This window comes from Streptomyces amakusaensis, assembly GCF_039532665.1.
Lineage (GTDB): Bacteria > Actinomycetota > Actinomycetes > Streptomycetales > Streptomycetaceae > Streptomyces > Streptomyces amakusaensis.
Genome location: NZ_BAAASB010000001.1, coordinates 502,652 through 525,020, shown reverse-complemented (window position 1 = coordinate 525,020; position 22,369 = coordinate 502,652). Strand labels below are relative to the sequence as shown.

21 protein-coding genes are annotated in these 22,369 nt (G+C 73.0%); 7 read left to right on the top strand and 14 right to left on the bottom strand.

Annotation, left to right across the window (positions count from 1 at the left end; genetic code table 11):
* Window positions 1-74: 74 nt before the first annotated feature.
* Complete coding sequence (locus ABD371_RS02175) at window positions 75-1,274, bottom strand: MFS transporter (protein ID WP_344471987.1); 1,200 nt, start codon at window positions 1,272-1,274, stop codon at window positions 75-77.
* A gap of 31 nt (window positions 1,275-1,305) precedes the next feature.
* Window positions 1,306-1,911: a TetR/AcrR family transcriptional regulator gene (locus tag ABD371_RS02170; protein ID WP_344471984.1), complete on the bottom strand. Its 606-nt coding sequence runs from the start codon at window positions 1,909-1,911 to the stop codon at window positions 1,306-1,308.
* A 131-nt stretch (window positions 1,912-2,042) separates the two neighbouring features.
* Between ABD371_RS02170 and ABD371_RS02165 the strand changes: the two genes are divergently transcribed.
* Window positions 2,043-2,747, top strand: a complete 705-nt coding sequence (locus tag ABD371_RS02165; protein WP_344471981.1) for a VC0807 family protein — start codon at window positions 2,043-2,045, stop codon at window positions 2,745-2,747.
* Between the two features lie 166 nt (window positions 2,748-2,913).
* Entirely contained in the window at window positions 2,914-3,828 is a 915-nt protein-coding gene (locus ABD371_RS02160; RefSeq protein WP_344471978.1) for a hypothetical protein, read from the top strand.
* Between the two features lie 68 nt (window positions 3,829-3,896).
* Here ABD371_RS02160 and ABD371_RS02155 read toward each other — a convergent pair whose 3' ends face one another.
* Both ABD371_RS02155 and ABD371_RS02150 read right to left on the bottom strand, forming a co-directional pair.
* A complete protein-coding gene (locus ABD371_RS02155) occupies window positions 3,897-4,640 on the bottom strand; it encodes a calcium-binding protein (RefSeq protein ID WP_344471977.1) in 744 nt (247 codons plus the stop codon).
* A 181-nt stretch (window positions 4,641-4,821) separates the two neighbouring features.
* The gene (locus ABD371_RS02150) at window positions 4,822-6,948 is read right to left on the bottom strand and encodes a HelD family protein (RefSeq protein ID WP_344471976.1); all 2,127 of its coding nucleotides are present in this window, start codon (window positions 6,946-6,948) and stop codon (window positions 4,822-4,824) included.
* A 245-nt stretch (window positions 6,949-7,193) separates the two neighbouring features.
* On the opposite strand from ABD371_RS02150, the gene ABD371_RS02145 reads away from it, so the two are divergent.
* Complete coding sequence (locus ABD371_RS02145; protein ID WP_344471974.1) at window positions 7,194-7,382, top strand: hypothetical protein; 189 nt, start codon at window positions 7,194-7,196, stop codon at window positions 7,380-7,382.
* A 36-nt stretch (window positions 7,383-7,418) separates the two neighbouring features.
* Here the strand turns inward: ABD371_RS02145 and ABD371_RS02140 are convergent, their stop codons facing one another.
* Together ABD371_RS02140 and ABD371_RS02135 are read right to left on the bottom strand one after the other, a co-directional pair.
* Window positions 7,419-9,056, bottom strand: coding sequence for a DNA repair helicase XPB (locus ABD371_RS02140; protein WP_344471972.1), 1,638 nt, complete (start codon window positions 9,054-9,056; stop codon window positions 7,419-7,421).
* Window positions 9,057-9,102: 46 nt separating this feature from the next.
* Window positions 9,103-11,634, bottom strand: coding sequence for a helicase-associated domain-containing protein (locus ABD371_RS02135; RefSeq protein WP_344471970.1), 2,532 nt, complete (start codon window positions 11,632-11,634; stop codon window positions 9,103-9,105).
* A 101-nt stretch (window positions 11,635-11,735) separates the two neighbouring features.
* On the opposite strand from ABD371_RS02135, the gene ABD371_RS02130 reads away from it, so the two are divergent.
* A complete protein-coding gene (locus ABD371_RS02130) occupies window positions 11,736-12,788 on the top strand; it encodes a hypothetical protein (protein WP_344471968.1) in 1,053 nt (350 codons plus the stop codon).
* A gap of 21 nt (window positions 12,789-12,809) precedes the next feature.
* Here ABD371_RS02130 and ABD371_RS02125 read toward each other — a convergent pair whose 3' ends face one another.
* The 3 genes from ABD371_RS02125 to ABD371_RS02115 are packed head-to-tail and all read right to left on the bottom strand — an operon-like array spanning window position 12,810 to window position 15,734.
* The gene (locus ABD371_RS02125) at window positions 12,810-13,628 is read right to left on the bottom strand and encodes an ABC transporter ATP-binding protein (RefSeq protein WP_344472179.1); all 819 of its coding nucleotides are present in this window, start codon (window positions 13,626-13,628) and stop codon (window positions 12,810-12,812) included.
* Between the two features lie 8 nt (window positions 13,629-13,636).
* The gene (locus tag ABD371_RS02120; protein WP_344471966.1) at window positions 13,637-14,686 is read right to left on the bottom strand and encodes a FecCD family ABC transporter permease; all 1,050 of its coding nucleotides are present in this window, start codon (window positions 14,684-14,686) and stop codon (window positions 13,637-13,639) included.
* Window positions 14,687-14,723: 37 nt separating this feature from the next.
* A complete protein-coding gene (locus ABD371_RS02115) occupies window positions 14,724-15,734 on the bottom strand; it encodes a FecCD family ABC transporter permease (protein WP_344471965.1) in 1,011 nt (336 codons plus the stop codon).
* A 95-nt stretch (window positions 15,735-15,829) separates the two neighbouring features.
* On the opposite strand from ABD371_RS02115, the gene ABD371_RS02110 reads away from it, so the two are divergent.
* Complete coding sequence (locus ABD371_RS02110) at window positions 15,830-16,495, top strand: HAD family hydrolase (RefSeq protein ID WP_344471963.1); 666 nt, start codon at window positions 15,830-15,832, stop codon at window positions 16,493-16,495.
* On the opposite strand, the gene ABD371_RS02105 is transcribed toward ABD371_RS02110, so the two are convergent.
* Window positions 16,492-16,728, bottom strand: a complete 237-nt coding sequence (locus ABD371_RS02105; protein ID WP_344471962.1) for a hypothetical protein — start codon at window positions 16,726-16,728, stop codon at window positions 16,492-16,494. The two genes, ABD371_RS02110 and ABD371_RS02105, sit on opposite strands and share 4 nt — an antisense overlap.
* A gap of 178 nt (window positions 16,729-16,906) precedes the next feature.
* Here ABD371_RS02105 and ABD371_RS02100 point away from each other — a divergent pair, with 178 nt between their 5' ends.
* Window positions 16,907-17,290: a cold-shock protein gene (locus ABD371_RS02100; protein WP_190124952.1), complete on the top strand. Its 384-nt coding sequence runs from the start codon at window positions 16,907-16,909 to the stop codon at window positions 17,288-17,290.
* 91 nt (window positions 17,291-17,381) lie between these two features.
* Here the strand turns inward: ABD371_RS02100 and ABD371_RS02095 are convergent, their stop codons facing one another.
* From ABD371_RS02095 to ABD371_RS02080, 4 genes are all read right to left on the bottom strand, one after another.
* The gene (locus tag ABD371_RS02095; protein ID WP_344471961.1) at window positions 17,382-18,221 is read right to left on the bottom strand and encodes a 1,4-dihydroxy-6-naphtoate synthase; all 840 of its coding nucleotides are present in this window, start codon (window positions 18,219-18,221) and stop codon (window positions 17,382-17,384) included.
* Window positions 18,218-18,892: a futalosine hydrolase gene (locus tag ABD371_RS02090; protein WP_344471960.1), complete on the bottom strand. Its 675-nt coding sequence runs from the start codon at window positions 18,890-18,892 to the stop codon at window positions 18,218-18,220. The genes ABD371_RS02095 and ABD371_RS02090 overlap by 4 nt, the downstream gene beginning before the upstream one ends.
* Window positions 18,893-18,908: 16 nt before the next feature.
* A complete protein-coding gene (locus ABD371_RS02085) occupies window positions 18,909-19,385 on the bottom strand; it encodes a DUF2771 domain-containing protein (protein WP_344471958.1) in 477 nt (158 codons plus the stop codon).
* Window positions 19,386-19,474: 89 nt separating this feature from the next.
* Complete coding sequence (locus ABD371_RS02080) at window positions 19,475-20,824, bottom strand: MFS transporter (RefSeq protein ID WP_344471956.1); 1,350 nt, start codon at window positions 20,822-20,824, stop codon at window positions 19,475-19,477.
* A 317-nt stretch (window positions 20,825-21,141) separates the two neighbouring features.
* On the opposite strand from ABD371_RS02080, the gene ABD371_RS02075 reads away from it, so the two are divergent.
* Window positions 21,142-22,059 (top strand): DUF3027 domain-containing protein, encoded by a 918-nt coding sequence (locus ABD371_RS02075; protein ID WP_344471954.1) that lies wholly within the window; start codon window positions 21,142-21,144, stop codon window positions 22,057-22,059.
* Window positions 22,060-22,369: the final 310 nt, after the last annotated feature.

The following is a 22,369-nucleotide window of genomic DNA, read 5'->3' as shown; positions in this document are numbered from 1 at the left end:
CGCACTGCCGTGCTCCAACGAGCCGGTCGGGCCTGCCGTGTCGCGTTGGACAGCGGGGACTTCGACGGCACGGCCTACGGGCTGTGCTCGGCCATGGCCGTCTCACCGTTCGGCGACCTTTTCGAGGCGCTGATGGCGAGCGCCAGCAGCGCCAGCGCGCCCAGTCCGAGGAGCCCCGCGACGACCGGCAGCAGTCCGGCTCCCGCGCCGCTCAGGGTGAGGCCGCCGAGGGCTCCGCCGAGTGAGACGCCGAGGTAGGTGCTGGAGGTGTTGAGGGCGAGCGCCTGGGTGGCGGACGGCCCGGCGAGGAGATGGAGACGGGCCTGAAGGGCCGGGGAGTTCCAGAAGGCCGCGCCGCCCCAGACCGTGCCCACGACGACGAGGACGGAGAACGGTACGGGGCGGACGAACCACAGCAGCCCCAGTACGGCCATCAGCCCGGTGAAGACGCTGATTCCGGCGACCAGGGTGCGGTCCGGCCCCCAGCGGTCGGTGGCTTTCCCGCCCGCCCACACGCAGACGACGCCGGCGAATCCGGAGAGGCTGAACGACAGCGCGCGCTGATTCACACTGGCCTCGCTCACTTCGGTGAGGAAAGGCACCGTATAGGTGAGCATCATCATCGAGCCGGTCATGAGGGCGCAGTTCGCGAGGAGTCCGAGTGATATCGGCGCGGCGGCGAGGGTGCGCAATTGCTCGGCCAGGCCCGGCGTTTCGCCGGCTCTGTCGTGCTCGCGCGGCAGGGTCAGGAGCAGGAGGACCAGCGCGGCGGCTCCGGCCACCGCCATGGAGAGGAACGTCGCCCGCCAGCCGTAATGGCCGCCCACCCAGGTGCCGAGGGGAACCCCGGCCGCGATCGAGCCCGTGACGCCGAGCGCCACCACGGCGACGTACGCGCCGATACGGCCTTCCGGGGCGCGCTCGGCGGCGTACGAGAACACCGCGGGGGTCGAGGCCGCCGCCGCGAGCGCCGCCGCGATCCGCAGGGCCACCAGGAGGGCGAAGCCCGTGGTCGTGGCCGCCGCCAGGTTCGCCGCGATGAAGACCGTGAACGAGACGGTGAAGAGGAGCCGTCGGGGCACCCGGGCCAGGGTGACCGCGGCGATCGGCGCGGCCAGGGCGACGGTGAGGGAGAAGGCGGTCACCAGCTGGCCGGCGTGCGCCTCGCTGACGTCCAGATCTCGCGCGATCTCGGGCAGGACGCCCGCGATCACATAGTCGTCGGTGTAGAGGACGAAGGCCGCGACGAGCAGCGCCAAGAGCCACGCGGGCACAACTGATCTCCTTCTGCCGAGTCGGGTGGGGTCAGGCGTCGGGCACGGCCGCCAGGACGGAACGCAGATGTGCCCGCAGCGTCTTGCGTACGCGGTCGGCACCGAGCGATCCGTGCGGCGTCACCGAGTCGAGCACCAGGCCGCCCATGACCGCGACGAGCCGTTCGGCCTCCTCGGCCGGGTCGGGTACGCCGAGAACACCGAGGGCGTCCGTGAGCACCTGGCGCATATCGGCGGCCATGCGTTCCGTCACCGGGCGGAAGATCGGGTTCACCCGTGCGGCGACGATGAATTCCGTCAGCACGATCGATTCGACACGGCGTTCCCGGTCGAGCGGAAGCAACTCCTCGACCATCGACTGGAGGGAATTCACGGCGGTTTCGCCCGTGAGCCCGGAGAGGGCCTCGGCCGGATACCGGGTGAGCCTCCTTCCCATGCGATCGCCGACCTCCGTGGCGGCTGCCACGAGAAGGCTGCGGTGGTCGTCGAAGTAATGGCGCACCGAGCCGATGTTCAGGCCCGATTCGGCGGCGACTTTACGCAGGGAGAGGCCGCTGAATCCTTCGGCGACGAGGAGGCGGAAGGCCGCCTCGACGACATCTCTGCGGCGCTGTTCGAGATCGATCCGTGCTGGCATCGCCAGATATTATCACAGCTGTGATAAATAAAATCGCCGACCCGACGGCCATAGGTACATCAAAGGATGTATCGGGCATGTCGTCCCCTGTGCCGATGAGCTGATCCCCGCCGGTCCGTAGCGTTTTCCGTATGGCGACACCGAACGGCCGGACCGGAACACCACAGGACCCGCCCGCATGGCGGACCGTGGTCACTCCGATCCTGTTCACCCTGGTGCTCCCCCTGGCCGTGTTCTACCTTCTGCGGTCGCGGGGCGTCGGCCAGTGGCCGGCGCTGACACTCAGCGGGGCGGTCCCGGCGGTGCGTCTGGCGGTCGAGGCCGCGACACGGCGCTCGGTGGACAGCTTCGAGGTGTTCATGATCGGCATGCTGGCGGTGCGCGTCGTGACCTCGCTGCTCACCGGCAGCCCCCGGGCCGTCCTCGTCAAGGACGAGGGACTCGCGGCGGCCGGCGGACTCTGGATCCTGGGCTCCCTCCTCGTGGCGAAGCCCTTCGCCTTCCAGGCCGCCCAGTCCCTGCACGGGCCCGCCGCCTCCGCCGCCCGCGAAGCGGCCTGGACCGTCTCACCGGCGCTGCGCCGGGGACTGACCCGGCTGACGGCCCTGTGGGGCGGGGCCCAACTGCTGGACTGCGCCGCCGGGGTGCTCCTCGCCCTGACGCTCCCGGTCGAGACGGTCCCGGCGCTCAACCGCGCGAAGGGGCTGGTGCTGCTCAGCGCCGTCTCCGTCGCCAGCGTCCACTACAGCCGCCGTTACGGACGACGTCACGGCCTGTCGCTCTTCGGGTCGCCACCTCTGATCACCGGAGCCGGAAGGGAAGGCCGATCACCATGACTCGCCACCGCACCGGGGCCGAGACCTCCACCGCTCCCGCGCTCCCCACACGACGACACTGGAGCGCCTTCTCCGGCAGTTCCAGCGGTATGTGGCGCGACAGCCGCTGTGAACAGCTCTTAGGCTCGGACGCACATGCGCGCCGGGCAGGGGAAGGACGGCCGAGTTGCGAGGCGACCAGGAAGATTCCAGCCCGCCGGGCCTCCCGTACCCGCCGGAGTACGACATCGCGGCACGGCCGAGCGTGGCACCCGGGACCCTCCGGAGCGCGGGCACGATGTTCGCCGCCCTGTACGGGGAGCTGGTGCCGCACGCCTGGCACGGGCCGGACCCGGAGCAGGACGCGTACTCGCTGTTCCACCAGCGGTCGATCGCCATGGGCTGGCTCGACGACAGATCGGCCGGGGGCGATGCGGCGGAGCCGGGGCTTCGCGCGGCCGGGCTGTGGGGGATGAACGACGCCGGGTGGAGCCATCCCCTCGCCGTCGCCGGAACGGGGCTGATCTCCTGGTTCCAGGTGGAGGCCAGTGCCGTGGCCGACGACCGGCCGCTGCCGGTGCGGCCGTTCCTGCGGTGCGCACAGGACGCGACGGAGTGGGCCGGGGCGGTCCGGCTCTCGGCGGTGCAGATCCTGCTGCCGGTACAGGGCATCGATCCGTCCTCGCGCCCGCCGTACGCGCCCGTTCCCTCGGCGGGGGCGGACGGCTGGTTCGCCGGACGGGACCCCCGGGCGAGGACGCGGGTGGAGGTCCGCGTCAACAGCGGGCTGGACCCGTCGGTGCCCGCCGTCGCGCGGCGGCTCGCCCACGAGCTCGGCCGGCTGGAGCGGGAGGTGTTCGTCCCCGGCCCCGGATCCCAGGAGGACGGCGGCCGGGGCGAGGAGACCCTCCCTCCCCCGTTCCACGACAGTTTCTGGAACGGCCCGCCCCTGCACGGCACGGTGCTGCGCGGAGAGCTGGCCGAGTGGTCGTGCGACGCGGTCGGCCGGCTGGCCGAGACCGTCGCCGATGTCGCGGCCCGGCTGGGGGTCCGCTCGCCGCTGCTGTTCACCGTGGTGCGGGCGGCCGGTCCGGAGGGCTGAGCCGGGGCCGGTGAACGGCGGAGGGCCCCGCCGGTGAGCGGCGGGGCCCTGCGGGAAAGCGGGTGGTGCTACTTCACGTCGACGAAGTCGCCGCCGTTGGTGATGGCGGGGGTGGTCGAGTTGCCCGCGAAGGAGTAGCGGTAGGTGCCGTCGGCGGAGGCCTTGACGGTGGTCTTCAGGTTGCCCTTGCTGTCCGTCTTGACGGTCTTGACCGTGGTGAAGGTCTTGCCGCCCTTCTTGCGGAACTGGAGCTTCACCGGCTGGTTGGTGTAGCCGGCGTACTTGCCGGTGTCCCAGTTGGCGCGGGTCAGGGACCCGGTGACGGTGAGGTCCTTGCCCTTCTTCACCGGCTCGGGCGAGGCGTTGATGGAGATCTTCGACAGGCGCTGCATGTTGAAGGACTTGGCGTGGTCCTTGATCACGTAGTTGCCGTCGTAGGCGGTCGCGGCGACGAAGGTCTTCCAGCCGCCGGCCAGGCTGTTGTCCAGGTGGTACGTGGGGTCGATGACGAAGGTCGCCGTGCAGGTGACCTTGGTGCCCTTGCCGCACTTGGCGGCCTCGCCCTTGGCCATGACGGCGCCCGTCGCGGTGTTGGGCGACTTGCCGTACCAGAGGGTGCTGGTGCCGTAGTAGATGCCCGAACTGTCGGTGGCGGTGAACTTCACCGTGATGGTCTTCTTGGCGGAGGTGCCGAGGATGACCGCCTTGCCGCCGTTGACGACGACGTTGGAGATCTTCGTGTTGCCGACCGTCTCATCGGCCTGGGCGGCCGGAGCGGACAGAGCGGTGAGGGCCAGAGCGCCGGTTACCACGGCGGCAGATACACGAAAGCGCATGTCTTCCCGGTTCTGAAGGGGCTCGGCGGCACAGCGGGTGCGCCGTCCGGGAGCCCGGACGTTGGTGAGTCTGTTGACTCACCAAGTCCAGACAAAGCGGGAACCGAAAAGGTTGTACGACTGCATGCAGTTTCTTTGGCGGGCCGTCGCGGGCGCCTCAGACCGTGCCCAGCTGCGCGGGCAGCGGCTCGCGGTGGAGCACGGTCAGCCCCGAGACGGCGCGGGTCAGCGCGACGTACAGCCGGCGCAGCCCCGTCCGCTCGTCCGGCTCGCCGGCCACCACCGAGGCGGGCTCGTCGAGCACCACGTAGTCGTACTCCAGGCCCTTCGCGAGGGACGCGGGCACCAGCGTCAGCCGGGACTCGGCCGTCGTCTCCTCGCCGGGCGCGAGATGGGGAAGGCCCGCCGCCGTGAGGGCCCCGGCCAGCGCGGGCACCCGGTCGTCGGCCGCGATCAGACCGATCGAGCCCTCGTGGCGCAGCGACTCCCGGCAGGCGGCCACCACCTCCTCGTCCAGCCCGTCCGCGACCCGGCGCACCTCCAGGGAGCCCGGGGCCTCCCGTACGGAACGGACCTCCGCGAGGCCGGGGGACATGTGCGGCAGCAGCCGTGAGGCGTACGCGATCACCTCGCGCGGCACCCGGAAGCCCGCCGTCAGCTCCTCCACCGCCGCGTCCGGCTTGCCGAGGTGGGTCAGCGCCTCGCGCCAGCTGCCGGTCGCCCACGGGGTGGTGCCCTGCGCCAGATCCCCCAGCACGGTCGCCGAGCCCGTGGAGCAGCGCCGGCCCACCGCCCGGTACTGCATGGGGGAGAGGTCCTGGGCCTCGTCGACGACGACATGGCCCAGTGAGTGCGTACGCGCCACCAGATCCATGGCCTCGTCGATCAGCACCGCGTCCGCCGCCGACCACTTCGCGGCCCGGACGCTCCGCACCGGCTTCGGCCAGCGGACGGTCCGCTGCTCCTCCTCGCTGAGCAGCCCCTCGGCGTGCCGGGCGAGGAACTCGGCGTCGGAGAGCAGCCGCAGCACCAGCTTCGCGGGGTCCACCGGCGGCCAGATCTCCTTGACGGCGGCCTTCACGGCGCGGTCGCGGGCCACCGCGTCCTGCACCCGGTCGTCCGGGGCCTCGCCGGACTCCTCCATCCGCACCAGGACGGAGTGCGCGATGCGCTGGGGGAGCGCCTCGCGGGCGGCCCCGTACCGCATGTCGCGGGCAAGCAGCTCCTCGACGATCTCCGACAGCTCGTACGCGGGGATCCGCCACCGCCGCGAGCCGCGCACCACCATCACCGGCTCGGTGGGGAGCGTGACGTGGGAGCGGACGGCGCGCCGCAGCACCCGCGCCATCCGGGCGTCGCCCTTGAGCACGGCCGTTTCGGCGGGGTCGGTGCCGCGCAGCTCCACATGGGCCACGAGGTCGTCCACGGTGGACTGCTTGACCTCCAGCTCGCCCAGCGCGGGCAGCACCTGCTCGATGTAGTGGAGGAAGGACCGGTTCGGCCCGATGACCAGGGTCCCGGTGCGGGCGAGGCGCTCGCGGTGCGCGTACAGCAGATACGCCACCCGGTGCAGGCCGACGGCGGTCTTCCCGGTGCCGGGGCCGCCCTGGACGCAGACGGTGCCCGAGAGGCCGGAGCGGACGATCTCGTCCTGCTCGGGCTGGATCGTCGCCACGATGTCCCGCATGGGGCCGACGCGCGGGCGCTCGATCTCCGCCTGGAGGAGCCTGCTGGTACGGGACTCCCCGGCCGGGTCGCTCAGATCCTCGTCCTCGTACGCGGTCAGCTCGCCGCCGGTGTAGCCGAAGCGCCGGCGGAGCCCGACGTTCAGCGGGTCCTTCCGGGAGGCCCGGTAGAAGGGCTGGGAGACGGGGGCGCGCCAGTCCACCACCATGGGGTCGCCGGCCGCGTCATGGACGTGCCGGCGGCCGATGTAGAAGCGGAACGCACCGCTCTCTGTGCCGTCGGCCTCGACGCCCTCGATGTGCTGGTAGTCGAGCCGGCCGAAGAAGAGCGGGGTGTGGGAGAGGTCCGCCAGCTCCTTGATCCGGGTCTCCATCTGGGCCGCCAGGACCCGGGAGTTGACCCAGTTGGCGGTGACATTGCTGAGGTCGAGTGCCTCGACGTCCTCGCGCATCACCCGCAGGGCGGTGCGGGACGCCGACAGATGGGCGCGCTCCCTGGCGAGGGGATCGGTGCCGGTCTCGGTGCTGTCGTCGGGCTGGTCGTGGGCGCGCGCGGACACAGGGATCGCCTCCGGGTCGGGAGAGAACAGCGTGGGCATGGCCGGCCGGTTTCCGTCCGGACGGCGGCGCTCCGCGACGAGCGGAAGGCGGGGGAGACGCAGGAGTCTAGTCATCGTCCGGGACGACGGCGAACGCGTTTCTCGGCGGCAGGGAGGACACGGGTCTCCTCCTCAGGTGCCGGACCCTGATACCGACCCCTATGCCTGGAGGAGGAGGAACTCCGGGGCGGGGTTCAGCCCTTGGGGCGATGTGGGAAAAGGGCAGGTGGAGCCAGTATGGATGCATGAACACAGCGACTTTCGCCACCAGCGCCCACGCCTCCCGCGCCACCACCGGCGGCTCCGACGGCGACAACCACGCGCCCCAGGGCGTGGGCGGCGCACTGCGCGCGCTCAAGGTCTTCGCCGGGGCGATCTTCAGCGTCGCGGTCCTCGGGGAGTACGCGGAGGACGCGGGCGTACGCCGCCACTGAGCACGCCCCGCCCGCCCCGCCCCGGCCGGTCTCAGCTCACTTCAGCAGCTCGTCCGCGTCCACGATCCGGTACGCGTACCCCTGCTCCGCCAGGAACCGCTGGCGGTGCGCCGCGAAGTCCTGGTCGATGGTGTCCCGGGCGACCACCGAGTAGAACCGGGCCTCGTGCCCGTCCGCCTTCGGCCGCAGCACCCGGCCCAGCCGCTGGGCCTCCTCCTGGCGCGATCCGAAGGTTCCCGACACCTGGATGGCGACCGTCGCCTCCGGCAGGTCGATGGAGAAGTTCGCCACCTTCGACACGACGAGCACCGAGATCTCTCCCTGACGGAAGGCGTCGAAGAGCTTCTCGCGCTGCGCGTTCGAGGTCTCGCCCTTGATCACGGGCGCGTCCAGATGCTCGCCCAGCTCGTCCAGCTGATCGATGTACTGCCCGATGACCAGCGTCTGCTCGCCCCGGTGCTTGGCGACCAGTGCCTCCGTCACCTTCCGCTTGGTCGCGGTGGTGGCGCAGAAGCGGTACTTCTCCTCGGTCTCCGCCGTGGCGTACGCGAGCCGCTCGGCATCGGTCAGATTGACCCGCACCTCCACACAGTCCGCCGGCGCGATGTACCCCTGCGCCTCGATCTCCTTCCACGGCGCGTCGAACCGCTTGGGCCCGATCAGCGAGAAGACGTCCGACTCCCGCCCGTCCTCGCGCACCAGCGTGGCGGTGAGGCCGAGTCTGCGCCGCGCCTGGAGGTCGGCGGTGAACTTGAAGACCGGCGCGGGCAGCAGATGCACCTCGTCGTAGAGGATCAGACCCCAGTCGCGGGAGTCGAACAGCTCCAGATGCGGGTAGATGCCCTTCCGCTTGGTCGTCAGCACCTGATAGGTGGCGATGGTGACCGGGCGGATCTCCTTGCGCGTACCGCTGTACTCGCCGATCTCCTCCTCGGTCAGCGAGGTCCGCCTCACCAGCTCGTGCTTCCACTGGCGGGCGGAGACGGTGTTGGTCACCAGAATCAGCGTGGTCGCCTTCGCCTGAGCCATCGCCCCGGCCCCGACCAGCGTCTTTCCCGCGCCGCACGGCAGGACGACCACTCCGGAGCCGCCGTGCCAGAAGCCCTCGACGGCCTGCTTCTGGTACGGGCGCAGCGCCCAGCCGTTCTCGTCCAGATCGATGCGGTGCGCCTCGCCGTCGACATATCCGGCGAGGTCCTCGGCGGGCCAGCCCAGCTTCAGCAGGGTCTGCTTGATCTGCCCGCGCTCCGAGGGGTGCACCGCGACCGTGTCGGGGTCCAGCCGCTCCCCGACCAGCGGCTGGACCTTCTTCGAGCGGAGGATCTCCTCCAGCACGGGCCGGTCGGTCGAGGTCAGCACCAGACCGTGCACGGGGTGCTTGGTGAGGGTCAGCCGGCCGTAGCGGGCCATCGTCTCGGCGACGTCGACCAGCAGCGCGTGCGGGACGGGATAGCGGCTGTACTGCACCAGGGCGTCCACGACCTGCTCGGCGTCGTGCCCGGCGGCGCGGGCGTTCCACAGCCCGAGCGGGGTGATCCGGTAGGTGTGGATGTGCTCCGGGGCGCGCTCCAGCTCCGCGAAGGGGGCGATGACCCGGCGGCAGGCGTCGGCCTGCTCGTGGTCGACCTCCAGGAGGAGCGTCTTGTCGCTCTGGACGATGAGGGGACCGTTCACGACTTCGCCCTTTCGTTAAGCCAAACCTCCAGTGTGCCGTACGTGCTCAGGCCGGGTCGTCCGCAAGCTCCGCGACGCCGGTGATCCGGTGCAGCGGATAGGTGCGGACCTCGTCGGCCGTGTGGTCGTACGCGGTCACGAAACCGCCCTCGACGCGCACCGGGGCGATCACCCGCTGGCTGGCCGCGCCCTCGGCGTTGACGTAGCCGATCCAGAGCGCGGAGCCGGTCATCACCGCCGCCTGGACGGTGGCCAGGGTCTCCGCCGAGGTGGAGCGGGGCAGTCCGCCGCCGGGGCCCGGGGGGCGGTCGCCGGGCTCGGCGGCGGGCTTGCGCTCCACGGTGGCGGCGAGGTCGCCCGCGCGGACGGCCCGGACCGCCGCGCTCAGGAGGGTGTCGTCGGGGGCCGGCGGGCCGTCGGGGACGGGGACGGGCGGGGTGCGCGGCGGGGTGCGGTGGGCGTGGGCGCGGGTGATCAAGACATCGCCCTGGGGCGATTCGGCGGAGGGCGCGTAGCCGATGGACCGCAGGTTCTGGAGCAGGGTGGCGGGGTCGGCCTGGGCGGCGAGGACGGTGGGCGCGACACGGCGCAGCCCGAGGCCCTGGGAGCGCTTGTCGGCGAGGATCTCGTCGAGGAGCGCGTCGTCGTCGCAGCGCACATAGGCGGAGGCCGCGCCGATCCGCAGATGGCCGTGGCGGCGGGCGACGTCGTCGATGAGATAGCTGAGCGGCTGCGGCACCGGCGTGCGGGAGTGGGTGGCCAGGAAGGTGTGCAGATCGGAGGCGGCACGGCCGGCGTCGAGGGCGCGGCGTACGGAACCGGGCGTGAAGCGGTAGACCGTCGCCCCGCCCTTGGACTCGATGTCGGCGAGGACCGCGAGGGTCTCGGCGAGCGGGCGCTCCAGCGGGCCGGGGGCGACGGCGGTCAGATCGGCCTGGAGCAGGACATGGTCGAGCGGGGTGGGCAGCAGCGGGGCGAGGGCGTCGGCCGCCGCGCTCTGGGCGGCGGCGCGCTCCACCGTGGTCAGGGCGGCGGTGCGCGCCCGGTCGGCGGCGGGCCGCGGCTCCCCCTCGGCGGGGCCCAGCAGCGCCCGGCCGTGCTCGGACAGCGCGCCCCGGCCGGTCACGCCCAGGGTCTCCGCCTCCGCCAGCGTCCACGCGGCCATCCGCGAGCGCAGGTCCACCACGCCGTCGGAGCCGGCTCCCGCGCCGGGCCGCAGCGGGCGCTCCCACCGCAGCCGGGCCAGCACGCTCTCCGGGTCGGGGGCGGTGCCGGGCTCCAGCGAGGCCAGCAGCTCCAGCACCCGTCGGCGCACCTCGGGCGCGGCCGAGCGGTCCATCTCGGGCCCCAGCGCGGAGAGCGCGCGGCCCTTGCCGTCGTGGCCGCCGACCAGCCCGGCGGTACGAGTCGCGGTGAGCCAGGCGTCCGCCAGCAGCGCCCAGCGCTCGGCGGCCGGGAGGGTGAGCCACTCGTCGTACACGGGGGTGGGGGCGTACCGCTCGTCGGCCTCGCCGTCCGCCGCGAGCAGGCCCGCCGTGTACGTCAGCTCCAGCCAGAAGGCGGCCATCTGCTCATGGGTGTCCAGCGCGGCGGCGGTCCGCTTGAGGTCGCGGACGGCGAGCCCGCCGGCCCGCAGCACCGGCGGGCCGCCCTCGTGCCAGTCCTGGAGCAGCTCCTCGACCGTCGACAGCGCGGTGTACGCCTGTCCGGCGGCGGCTTCGTCCACTCCGGCGGGACGGCCCGAGGCGGCGGTCCTGGCGGGCAGGACGGCGGGCGGCACCGGCTCGGCGGTGCGGTGCGCGCGGCCCGCCCGCAGGTGCAGGGCCGCCTCGCGCGGCAGCACGACCGTGCGCGGGGAGGCGGGCAGCAGCAGGCCGTGGTCGCGCAGCCAGCGCACCGGGGGCGTGGGGCTGGCCGTGACCTCTCCGTACGGCGGTCCCCACACCAGCCGGTCCAGGACCGTCAGCGCCTCCGACGGGGCCTGGTCGAGCAGCTCGCCCATCCGCCGCCGGTCGGTGAAGAGCGATGTCAACGCGGTGACCGCCGACACCGGATCGTGCGTCGTCGGCAGCTCGTTCGCGGCCAGGATCTCCTGGAGCCGGCCGGGCGACATCCCGGCCGTCGCCTCGGCGACGGTGGGGCCGAGACCGGTGGGGGACGGCCGGGAGGGCGAGGGGGTGAGCAGCTCCCGGGCGGTGCGCACCAGCCGCAGCCGGCCGCCGCCGCCCCAGACCAGGGCCTGGGTCCGCAGCGCCTCGACGGCGCGCGGCAGGGCCGCCTCGACCTCCGGGTCGCCGTCGTCGCCGCCCAGCAGCGCCAGCAGGGTCTCGTACCGGCCCGGGTCGGGGGCGACCGCGAGCGCCTCGGCGGTCTGGAGGGTGAACCGGTCGAGCCGCTCCAGCGCCCGTACGACGGAGGCGCGGGTGCTCGCGCGGGTGGCCAGCTGGGTCAGATCCCCCGGCACCGGGTTGAGGAGGTCGGGGCGGGCGCGCAGCAGCGCGGTCAGCTCCTGCTCGCTGCGGGCACGCAGGGCCTCGGCCAGTGTGCGCGGACTGCTTCCTTCGGGCGTGGTCCCCATCCGGACCACGTTAGTCGCTGGAAGGGCCTGTGGAGTCCCCGGAGCGCTGAGGGCGCGCTACCGTCGGCAGGCAACATCGGGGAACGTCAGGGGAGCCGGCCGTGGGGATCGAGAGTGATCAGCTCGTCTACGACTATCTGAGCCGGGTCGGCGATCTGGCCCAGCAGCGTCAGCTGCCGTCCGGCGCGCGGATGGAGCTGGTGTCGGCGCTGCGGTCCGAGATCGACCGGCGGCGCGCCGGGGCGGTCCCGGACACCCCCGCCGCCGTGCGCCGGATCCTGGGGCGGATCGGCACCCCGGACGAGGTCGTGGCGGCGACGGTGGACGGCTCCGGGGCCCTGCCGCCGCCCTCCGTACCCCCTTCCGCTCCGGCCCCGGCCGCCGCGCTGCCGGAGCAGCGGGTGCGCCGCCGGATCCCGCGCCCGCGCAGGACGGCGGCCGAGCGGCCGAAGGCCCCGCCGCTCCCGCCCCGGCCCCCGGCGGGCGGGCTGCCGCCGCATCTCGCGGGCCTCGACGAGCTGGGCCCGTCCGACGCGGACGTCGACTGGTGGAGCGTGACCCCGCAGCCGTTCGGGCCCGGCGAGCGGGTGGCCGGGTTCACCGGCGGGGTCGAGATCCCCGAGATACTGACGCCGCCTCCGGTGGAGGAGGACGGGAAGAAGGCCGGGGAAGCGGGGACGGAGCAGAAGAAGGAGGAGGCCGGGGGCGCTGCGGAGACCCGGCCGCGCCGCCGGCTGCCGGGGCTGCTCCGCCGCCGGGCGGAAGCCGTCCCCGCCGAAGCCGTCCCCGTCGAAGCGGCCGAGCCCGCGCCGAAGCCCCGGTTCCGGCTCACCAACCCGCTGCTGCTGCTCGCCGCCGCGCTGCTGCTGGGGGGCGTGCTCTTCGGCTCCTGGATCCCGCTCGGCCTCGGCTGGGTCCTCGCGTATCTCTCCCGCAGGCTCACCCCCGCCGAGACCAAGTTCGCCGTCTTCGGCCTGCCGGGCACGGCGCTGGGTGCCGGGGCCCTCTGGCTCTGGGGCCGTACGGAGGGCCGCTGGGGCGAGCCGGTCCCCCCGGAGGGGATGGCGGACGCGATCTCCGCCACCGGCCCCTGGGTGCTGAACGGCGCGGCGATCGCCTCCGCGCTCTATCTGGTCTGGCGCTCCCGCCGCTGAGCCCCGGTCCCGGTCCCGGCCTCAGCCGGCGGTACCGGTCTTCTGCACGGGAAGGTCCGCCGCGCCGGGCGTGTAGGGCGCGCCCGGCACCACCAGCGGGGAGCCGGTCACCGGGTCCGGGACCACCACCGACGCGAGCCCGAAGACCTCGCGCACCAGCTCGGCGGTGACGACCTCGGCGGGCGGGCCCTCGGCGACGATCCGGCCGTCCTTCATCGCCACGAGATGGTCGGCGTAACGGGCGGCCTGGTTCAGGTCGTGGAGCACGGCGACGACGGTCCGCCCCCGCTCGTGGTTGAGCCGGCGCACCAGATCGAGGACCTCCACCTGGTGGGAGATGTCCAGGAACGTCGTCGGCTCGTCCAGCAGCAGCACCTCGGTGTCCTGGGCGAGCGCCATCGCGATCCACACCCGCTGCCGCTGCCCGCCGGACAGCTCGTCCACCGAGCGCTCGGCGAGATCGGTGACATCGGTACGCTCCATCGCGTCCGTCACCGCCCGCTCGTCCTCCTCCGACCACTGCTTCCACCAGGCCTGATGGGGCTGACGGCCGCGCGAGACCAGATCGGCGACGGTGATCGCCTCCGGGGCGACGGGCGACTGGGGCAGCAGCCCGATGGCGCGCGCGATCGTCTTGGTCGGTATCTTCGCCAGCTCCGCGCCGTCCAGGAGCACCGCGCCGCCCGCCGGCTTCAGCAGCCGGCCCAGCGCGCGCAGGGTGGTCGACTTGCCGCAGGCGTTCGGCCCGACGATCACGGTCACCCGGCCCTCGGGAATCGCGAGATCGATGCCGTGGACGACGGTCCGGTCCTCGTACGCGAGCGTCAGCCCGCGCGCCATGAGCCTGCTCACGCGTTTCCTCCGGTGGTACGGCCGCGCATCAGCAGCCAGATCAGATACGGCGCGCCGAGGGCGGCCGTCAGGACCCCCACGGGCAGTTCGGTGGGGGCCAGGAGCTTGCGGGCGAGGAGGTCGGCGCTCACCACGACCACCGCTCCCGTCAGCGCCGAGCAGAGCAGCGGGATCTGCGCGGTACGGGTCAGCCTGCGGGCGATCTGCGGTGCGAGCAGCGCCACGAAGTCGACGGGCCCGGCCGCGCCCGTCGCCACGGAGGCCAGCACCACACCGGTGAGGACGAGCCCGAGGCGTACCCGGCCGAGCCGGACGCCCAGCGAGGTGGCTGTGTCGTCGTCCAGGGAGACGGTCCGCTGGGCGCGGGCCGCCCACAGCACGGCGGGGACCATGGCGAGCATGGCCCAGGCGAGCGGGGTGGCCTCCTCCCAGCCCCGGCCGTTGACGGAGCCCGACATCCAGATCTTCGCCTGCTGGGCGATGTGGTGGTCGGTCTTCGTCAGGAAGAGGAGGGTGATGGAGCGCAGGGCGACGCCGATGCCGATGCCGATGAGGACGAAGCGGGCGGCCTGGAGTCCGCCGCGCCAGGCGAAGAGATAGACGAGCGCGGCGGCGGCGAGCCCCCCGGCCACGGAGAAGTAGGGCAGCACCGTCGCCGGGACGCCGAAGGCGAGCCCGCCGACGGTGACCGCCGTCGCGCCCTGGCTGATGCCGATGATGTCGGGACTGGCGAGCGGATTGCGGGCGACGGTCTGGATGAGCGCGCCCGCGACGCCGAAGGCGAGGCCGACGAGGAGGGCGACGGTCATCCGGGGCAGCCGCAGGGTCCCGACCACCAGCTCGTGGCCGGAGGGCTGCCCGAGGACCACCTTCAGCACCTCGCCCGGGGCGACGAAGCTCTCCCCGACGGACAGATACAGCACACAGACGGCGGCCAGCAGCGCCCCGAGCACGGTGGCGACCAGCGCGGACCGGCGGTGCAGCAGAAAGGCGGCGGGCCCGGTCCGGACGACGGCGTAACCGGTGGGGCGGACGGTGGTGCTCATGTGCGGGCCCCCGTGGGGTTGGCGGAACGGGCGGGGGTCACGCGGGGACCGCCTTGCGGCGGACGAGGAACACGAGGAAGGGGACGCCGATCAGCGCGGTCATCACACCCGCCGGTATCTCCCCCGGCGGGAACACCACCCGCCCGATCACATCCGCCACCAGCAGCATCACCGGGCCCACCAGCGCCGCCAGCGGCAGCACCCAGCGGTGGTCGGTGCCCACGACCGCGCGGACGAGATGGGGGACCGCCAGCCCGATGAAGGCGATCGGGCCCGCCGCCGCCACTCCCGCGCCGGTCAGCACCGTCGCGCCGAGACCGCCCACGATCCGTACGGTCGCGATGTTCTGGCCCAGCCCCTTCGCCATGTCCTCGCCGAGCGCCAGCGCGTCCAGCCCGCGTGCGACCGAGATCACCAGCACCGCGCCGAGCAGCAGGAAGGGCCAGAGCTGGGCGACGATCCCCATGTCCCGGCCGGCCACCGAACCCACCTGCCAGAAGCGGAACTCGTCCAGGGTGGACGCCTGGGTGGTGAGGATCGACGTCACCACCGCGACCAGCAGCGCGTTGATCGCCGCGCCGCTGAGCGCCAGTTTCACCGGGGTGGCCCCGCCGCGCCCGTTGGCGGCGATCGCGTACACCGCCACCGCCGCGATCGCGGCCCCGGCGAATCCGAACCAGACGTACCCCGCCAGCGTGTGCACCCCCGCGAAGGCGATCGCGCAGACCACCCCCACCGAAGCGCCCTGGCTGATGCCGAGGATGCCCGGGTCGGCGATGGGGTTGCGGGTGATGCCCTGCATCACGGTGCCCGCCATCGCGAGCGCCGCGCCCACCAGGATCGCGACGACCGTACGGGGGAACCGCATCTCGCGGACGACTTGGGCGTCGTCGCCGCTGCCGCCGTGCAGCAGGGCGTCGAAGACGGCGGACGGCGCGATCGGCCGCGCCCCCACCCCGAGGCTGAGCAGGGCCGCGATCAGCAGGGCCACGACGGCCGCCGCCGTCCAGCCGATGCGGCGGACCGCGAGCGCGCGTCTGGCTGACATGTGCACCAATCAGGGAGCGGAACCAGCAGGTTTGGTAAGGCTTGGCTTAGTGTAAAGGTGCGGGTGTAGGAGCCACCGATGGGCACAATTGACCCATGGACCCTCTGGCTTCCAACCCGTCACACGCCTCGGCACCGGACGCGGGCGACGGCATCACCGTCGGCTTCGACCTGGACATGACGCTGATCGACTCCCGGCCCGGCATCCGCGCCGCGTACCACGCGCTCACCGAGGAGACGGGGGTGTGGATCGACGCCGACCTCGCCGTCACCCGGCTCGGCCCGCCGCTGGAGCAGGAGCTGGCCCACTGGTTCCCCGATGATCAGATTCAGGCCATGGGCGACCGCTACCGCGCGCTCTACCCGGCGTACGCGATCGAGCCGACCCGGGCGCTGCCCGGCGCGCGGGAGGCCGTCGCCGCCGTCCGCGAATCCGGCGGCCGGGCGATCGTGGTCACCGCCAAGCACGAACCGAACGCCAGGCTCCACCTCGAAGCGCTCGGCATCGTCCCCGACGCCGTCATCGGCTGGCTCTGGGCCGAGGCCAAGGCCGAGGCGCTGCGCGAGCACGGCGCGAGCGTGTACGTGGGCGACCACATCGGCGACGTACGCGGCGCGCACACCGCCGGGGCCCTGGCCGTCGCCGTGCCGACCGGCCCCTGCGGCCCCGCTGAGCTGCGCGAAGAGGGCGCGGACGTGGTGCTCGACGACCTCACGGCCTTTCCCGCCTGGCTGCGCGGGCACCTCGCCCGGAAGGACTAGGCGACGGACTTCGCGGCGCGCCGCTGAGCCGCGATCGAGCGCAGCACCCCCGCCCCGGAGATCATGAAGCCGACGCCCATGAGCATGCAGACGCCGTAGGCGATCGGCGGAAACGGATCCGTCCCCAGGAACAGCGGTGCCATGGTGACCAGAGTGGCCACCGCGCCGACGATGAAGACGATGCCACCGGTACGGACCAGTCCGTCACCCGGTGCGGTAGGAGTAGCAGTCATCCAGCCAGGGTAGTTCCCAGCGAGTAGGAACCGATCGGCGACGTCTTGTCACCAGCCCCTGGACCATTAGCCTTGGGTTGCGGGTCGGACGGCCCGCCGCAGTGCTTTCCAGAGCCGAAATCGGCGCCACGCTTCCGGCGGCCCCAGCGCCCCCATGAGTACGAAGACGAGGACAGACGTGCCTACCGGCAAGGTCAAATGGTTCAACAGCGAGAAGGGCTTCGGCTTTCTCTCCCGCGACGACGGCGGCGACGTCTTCGTGCACTCGTCCGTGCTGCCCGACGGAGTCGACTCGCTCAAGCCGGGCCAGCGTGTCGAATTCGGTGTGGTCGCCGGCCAGCGTGGTGACCAGGCCCTCTCCGTGACGGTTCTCGACCCCACGCCGTCCGTGGCGGCGGCGCAGCGGCGCAAGCCGGACGAGCTGGCCTCCATCGTGCAGGATCTGACGACCCTGCTGGAGAACATCACCCCCGCGCTGGAGCGCGGGCGCTACCCCGACAAGGCGCAGGGCGCGAAGATCGCGGGGCTGCTGCGCGCGGTCGCCGACCAGCTCGACGTCTGATCAGTCCCTCCTCCCGGCGCGTCGGTCCTCTTCACCGACGCGCCGCCCCTCCCGCCGTACAGCCGTTCCGCCGCCGACACGGACGTCGCCTTCAGCCGAAGGCCAGCGCCCCCGGGGCCAGCGGCGGTACGAGTCCCTCCGCCGCCGCCCGGGTGAGCAGCCCGCGCACCGCCGCGTAGCCGTCCTCTCCCAGCTCCGCGGTGAACTCGTTCACATACAGACCGATGTGCTGGTCGGCGACGGCCGGATCCATCTCCTGCGCATGCGCGCGGACATACGGACGCGAGGCCTCCGGGTCGTCCCACGCCATCCGTACGGAGGTACGGATCGAGTCGGCCAGCAGCTCCAGCGTCTGTCTCCCCAGCGAGCGCCTGGCGATGATCGCGCCGAGCGGGATGGGCAGGCTGGTGGTGTCCTCCCAGTGCTCGCCCAGATCGGCGAGGCAGTGCAGCCCGTACGTCCGGTAGGTGAACCGGGCCTCGTGGATGACGAGTCCGGCGTCGACCTTTCCGTCCCGCACCGCCGGCATGATCTCGTGGAACGGCATCACGACCACCTCGCCGACCCCGCCGGGCACCTGGTCGGCGGCCCAGAGCCGGAACAGCAGATACGCGGTCGAACGCTCGCTCGGCACCGCCACGGTCTTGCCGCGCAGCTCCCCGCCCGGCTCCCGGGTGAGCACCAGCGGGCCGCAGCCGCGGCCCAGCGCGCCGCCGCAGGGCAGCAGCGTGTACTCGTCCAGCACCCAGGGCAGCACGGCGTACGACACCTTGAGGATGTCGCCCTCGCCGCGCTCGGCCATTCCGTTGGTGATGTCGATGTCCGCGAACTCGACGTCGACGGCGGGCGCGCCGGGGACCCGGCCATGGGCCCAGGCGTCGAAGACGAAGGTGTCGTTGGGGCAGGGCGAGTACGCGATCCGCAGGGTCACGACGACTCCTCGAAAAGGGGGCTGAGCTGCTCGAAGCCGGTCCGCAGGGCGGCCAGTGCCGCGCCGATGCGCCAGGCGGCGCGATCGCGCGGGCCCACCGCGTTGGAGATCGCCCGGATCTCCAGCACCGCCACCCCGTGGGCGGCGGCGGCCTCGGCGACGCCGAAACCCTCCATCGCCTCGGCGGCGGCCCGGGGGTGACGCCCGCTCAGAGCGGCGGCGCGGGCGGCCGTGCCGGTCACCGTGGAGACGGTCAGCACCGGCGCGCACCGGGCGCCGGTCAGAGCGGCGGCGCGGGCGGCGAGCGCGGCGGGCGGCAGATGGGAGGTGCGGCCGAAGCCGAGTTCCTCGACGGGGAGAAAGCCCTCGGGCGTCTCCGCCCCGAGGTCGGCGGCGACGATCGCGTCGGCGACGACCAGCGAGCCGACCGGCGCGTGCGCCGGGAAGCCGCCGCCGATCCCGGCGGAGACCACCAGGTCGTACGGGGTGCCTCCGGCGGTCGCCAGGGCCAGCGCCGAGGCGGTGGCCGCGGCGGCGGCGGCCGGTCCGACCCCGCCGGCCAGCACCGTGGGGCCGGCCGGAGCCGGGTGCCCGGCCCGGAGCCCAGCGGTGAGCCCGGCGGCGACGGACTCGGACTCGGCCGCCACCGCGGTCACCACCAGTACGCGCATCACCGGGCCCCCGGGGTCACTTCTTCTCTAGCGTGAACAGCCAGATGCCGATGAGCTTCTTGCCGTCGGTCTCGACGATGCTGATGTTCGTCTTGTTGGTGGTCTCGCCGGTCTGCGAGGTGAAGAAGGCGTTGGCCGGGATGGTCCGGTACGTCTTCTTGAACGGCTCCTGCTCGGCGGGCTGGCCGCCGATGAACAGGGTCCAGCCGTTCTCCGCGATCTCCGGGTCGACACCGAAGCGGATCTTGTCGTCCAGCGAGACCTTGATGGTCTTGCCGGAGTCCTTGTTCAGGCACCCCTGGACCAGGGACTCCTTGATGGCCTTGCCGTCGTTGTAGCAGGCGGCCTCGGAGTTCACGGACTCCGTCCCGACCGTGACGGTCGCGAGCGGGGTCGGCTTTTCGCACGCCGAGAGTACGAGGAGCCCGGCGGAGACGGCGCCGAGGGTGGCAGCGGCCCGGCGGCGCCTGCCGGAGAAGATCGCAACGGTCATGGCCAAAAGGCTATCGGTCCCGCCCGCCCTTCCCGCGCGGGGGTCCGGCGCGCCGCACGCGAGGGTCTGTCTGGCGGATCTCACCGGTCTCACGCGACCCTCGGTCCGGTGCGGCCGGTCCGGCCGCACGCGCCCACCAGGCCGCGCACCGCCAGCCCCGCGCCCGTGCCCACGATCGCCGCCGCCACCGACATCCCCAGCGCGCCGTTGAGCGGCAGCACGATCCCGATCCCGCCGCCCACCACCCACGACATCTGAAGCAGCGTCTCCGAGCGGGCGAACGCCGAGGTGCGCACCTCCTCCGGCACATCCCGCTGGATCAGCGCGTCCAGCGACAGCTTGGCCAGCGCCTGGCAGAGCCCCGCCGTCGCGGCCAGCACCGCCACCATCCCCGCCCCGAAGAACACCGCCGCCAGCACCGCCGCCACCAGCGCCGTGCCGAGCACCGTCACGATGATCATCTCCGGGGCCCGGGTCCGCAGCCAGGCCCCCACGGCCGTCCCCAGGGCATTGCCGAGCCCCGCCGAGACCCCCACCAGCCCCAGCGACACCGCCGCGCTCTGCCCGGCCAGCGGATGATCCCGCAGCAGAAAGGCGAGGAAGAAGATGAGAAAGCCGGAGAGCATCCGGAAGGCCGCGTTCGCCTGAAGGCCGTGCAGCACCGAGGGCCCCACCGTCCGCAGACTCGGCCTCTTCTCGCCCAGCGGCAGGATCAGCGCCTTGCGCTCGCCCTTCGCCGAGTCCACCTTGGGCGGCAGCTTCAGCGCCCAGTACGTCCCCAGACAGAACAGCGCGCACGCCCCGTACAGCGGCCACTGGGGCCCGATCCGGTGCAGCCCCGCCCCCACCGGCGCGGCCAGCCCCGTGGCCAGCAGCCCCGCCAGAGTGACCCGTGAATTCGCCTTCACCAGCGAGAACCGGGGCGGCAGCAGCCTCGGTACCACCGCGCTGCGCACCACCCCGTACGCCTTGGAGGCCACCAGCACCCCCAGCGCCGCCGGATACAGCTCCAGCCCGCCCGTGGCCACCGCCCCCGAGAGCCCCAGCGCCAGCAGCGCCCTCGCCAGCATCGCCGCCGCCATCGCCGCCCGCCGGCCGTGCGGCAGCCGGTCCAGCAGCGGGCCGATCACCGGCGCGAGCAGGGCGAAGGGGGCGAGGGTGATCGCCAGATAGAGGGTGACCCGGCCGCGCGCCTCGTCCGTGGGCACCGAGAAGAAGACCGTGGACGCCAGCGCGACCGTGATCATGACATCGCCCGCGCCGTTCACCGCGTGCAGCTCGATCAGCCTTCCGAGGCCCGACTCGCCCGCGCCGTGCGCGTGCGTCGCCTTCCGGATCCGTCTCCCGGTACGGGTGAAAGGGGCCCGCAGGGCACGTCCCACCGCCCGGATCGCTCTGCTGAGCGCTCCGGGCCCCTCGGCCGACCTGGCGGCTGCCACCTCGTCATACTGCCCCAAGCACCCGTGGGAACACGCGCGATGCGCGCTGAGTCGGGTCCCTGTCGACCTCTTGTTGGAGCGCGCAGGTGGGCGCGGAGCTGAGGAAGGGGTAGCGTGCGTAGCGCGCCACCGGCGATTGTTCTCGGCCGCGCGCCTCTTCGTCATCCCTCAGAATGGATGGCGGTAGGTGTGCCCGGGACGGGTTGGTCTGGGCGCGGACGTCGATGCGGCCCCCTGGTCCGCTCCGCCTGCGCCCCGTACCGCCTCACGACTCGGCAGGCGCACCCGTGAGACGGCGTAGGAGAGAAGCGAGACCTGTGAGTGCTGCGACGACGCGAAGCCGAACCCCCGACCGCCTGTGCGCCGAGGCGGTAGATCTCGCCCGGACGGCGGCGGAGGAGACCGCGGCCCCGGGGGTGGTGGGTGAGCATGTGTCCCTTGTCTCGGAGGGCGACCGTGTCGTCACTCACTTCTTCGAGTGCAAGGAGCCCGGCTACCGGGGCTGGCGCTGGGCGGTGACGGTCGCGCGGGCCTCCCGCGCCAAGAACGTCACCCTCGACGAGACCGTCCTCCTCCCCGGCCCCGACGCCCTCCTCGCACCCGAGTGGGTGCCCTGGAGCGAGCGGCTGCGCCCCGGCGACCTCGGCCCCGGGGACCTCCTCCCCACCGAGGCGGAGGACCTCCGCCTGGAGCCCGGCTTCACCGGCGAGGACACCCCCCCGCCGAACTCCGCGATCGCCTCCACCACCCACGACCTCGCCGAGCTGGTCGAGGCCGAGGACGCCGAGCTGACCGACCGCGCCCCCGCCGACACCGTCGCCAACGCCCGCGGTGAGATCGCGGCCGTCGCCGAGGAGCTGGGGATGCGGCGGGCGCGCGTGCTCTCGCGCTACGGCCTGCACATCGCGGCCGACCGCTGGGAGGAGTCCTTCGGGGCGAAGACGCCCATGGCGCAGGCCGCGCCCGCAGGGTGTGTGACCTGCGGTTTCCTCATGCCGATCGCCGGGTCGCTCGGACAGGCGTTCGGGGTGTGCGCCAATGAGTTCTCCCCCGCCGACGGCCGAGTCGTCTCCCTCTCCTACGGCTGCGGCGGCCACTCCGAAGCCGCCGTCATGCCCAAAACCCCCCAGCCCCCCCAACCCGTCTTCGACTCCCTCGCCACCGACGCCTTCCCCCTCGGCCAGGACACCCCCACCCCGACCCCGTCCCCCGACGAGGACCTCGGCCACTCCTAGCCCTCCGGGCCGGCCGGGCTCGATATCGACGTACCCGGCCCACCCCGGGCCCCGAGGGTGCCCCCGGCTCCGCCGGGGGACCCCCAGACGGGCTGAGATCGATGTCTCCGGTCCGTCGCGGGCCCGCCGTGGCGCGGGGTCCGTCCTCAATCTCCCCCCGGCTCCGCCGGGGGGACCTCGTCTACGGACGCGCCCCGGGGCCCGAGCTGGGCCGGGAAGGTCAATTCCAGCCCGTCTGGGGGTCCCTCCCGGCGGAGCCAGGGGGAGTTTGAGGACGGACCCCGCACCCCGAGGGGCTGAGCGGGACCAG

Coding starts and splice junctions, on each gene's coding strand:
- ABD371_RS02090 (WP_344471960.1), bottom strand. CDS start 18,892: ATGCGCGTACTGGTGGTGACCGCGGTGGCGGCCGAGTCCGAGTCCGTC.
- ABD371_RS02085 (WP_344471958.1), bottom strand. CDS start 19,385: ATGACCGTTGCGATCTTCTCCGGCAGGCGCCGCCGGGCCGCTGCCACC.
- ABD371_RS02115 (WP_344471965.1), bottom strand. CDS start 15,734: ATGTCAGCCAGACGCGCGCTCGCGGTCCGCCGCATCGGCTGGACGGCG.
- ABD371_RS02125 (WP_344472179.1), bottom strand. CDS start 13,628: ATGGCGCGCGGGCTGACGCTCGCGTACGAGGACCGGACCGTCGTCCAC.
- ABD371_RS02165 (WP_344471981.1), top strand. CDS start 2,043: ATGGCGACACCGAACGGCCGGACCGGAACACCACAGGACCCGCCCGCA.
- ABD371_RS02120 (WP_344471966.1), bottom strand. CDS start 14,686: ATGAGCACCACCGTCCGCCCCACCGGTTACGCCGTCGTCCGGACCGGG.
- ABD371_RS02145 (WP_344471974.1), top strand. CDS start 7,194: ATGAACACAGCGACTTTCGCCACCAGCGCCCACGCCTCCCGCGCCACC.
- ABD371_RS02135 (WP_344471970.1), bottom strand. CDS start 11,634: ATGGGGACCACGCCCGAAGGAAGCAGTCCGCGCACACTGGCCGAGGCC.
- ABD371_RS02170 (WP_344471984.1), bottom strand. CDS start 1,911: ATGCCAGCACGGATCGATCTCGAACAGCGCCGCAGAGATGTCGTCGAG.
- ABD371_RS02105 (WP_344471962.1), bottom strand. CDS start 16,728: ATGACTGCTACTCCTACCGCACCGGGTGACGGACTGGTCCGTACCGGT.
- ABD371_RS02150 (WP_344471976.1), bottom strand. CDS start 6,948: ATGCCCACGCTGTTCTCTCCCGACCCGGAGGCGATCCCTGTGTCCGCG.
- ABD371_RS02110 (WP_344471963.1), top strand. CDS start 15,830: ATGGACCCTCTGGCTTCCAACCCGTCACACGCCTCGGCACCGGACGCG.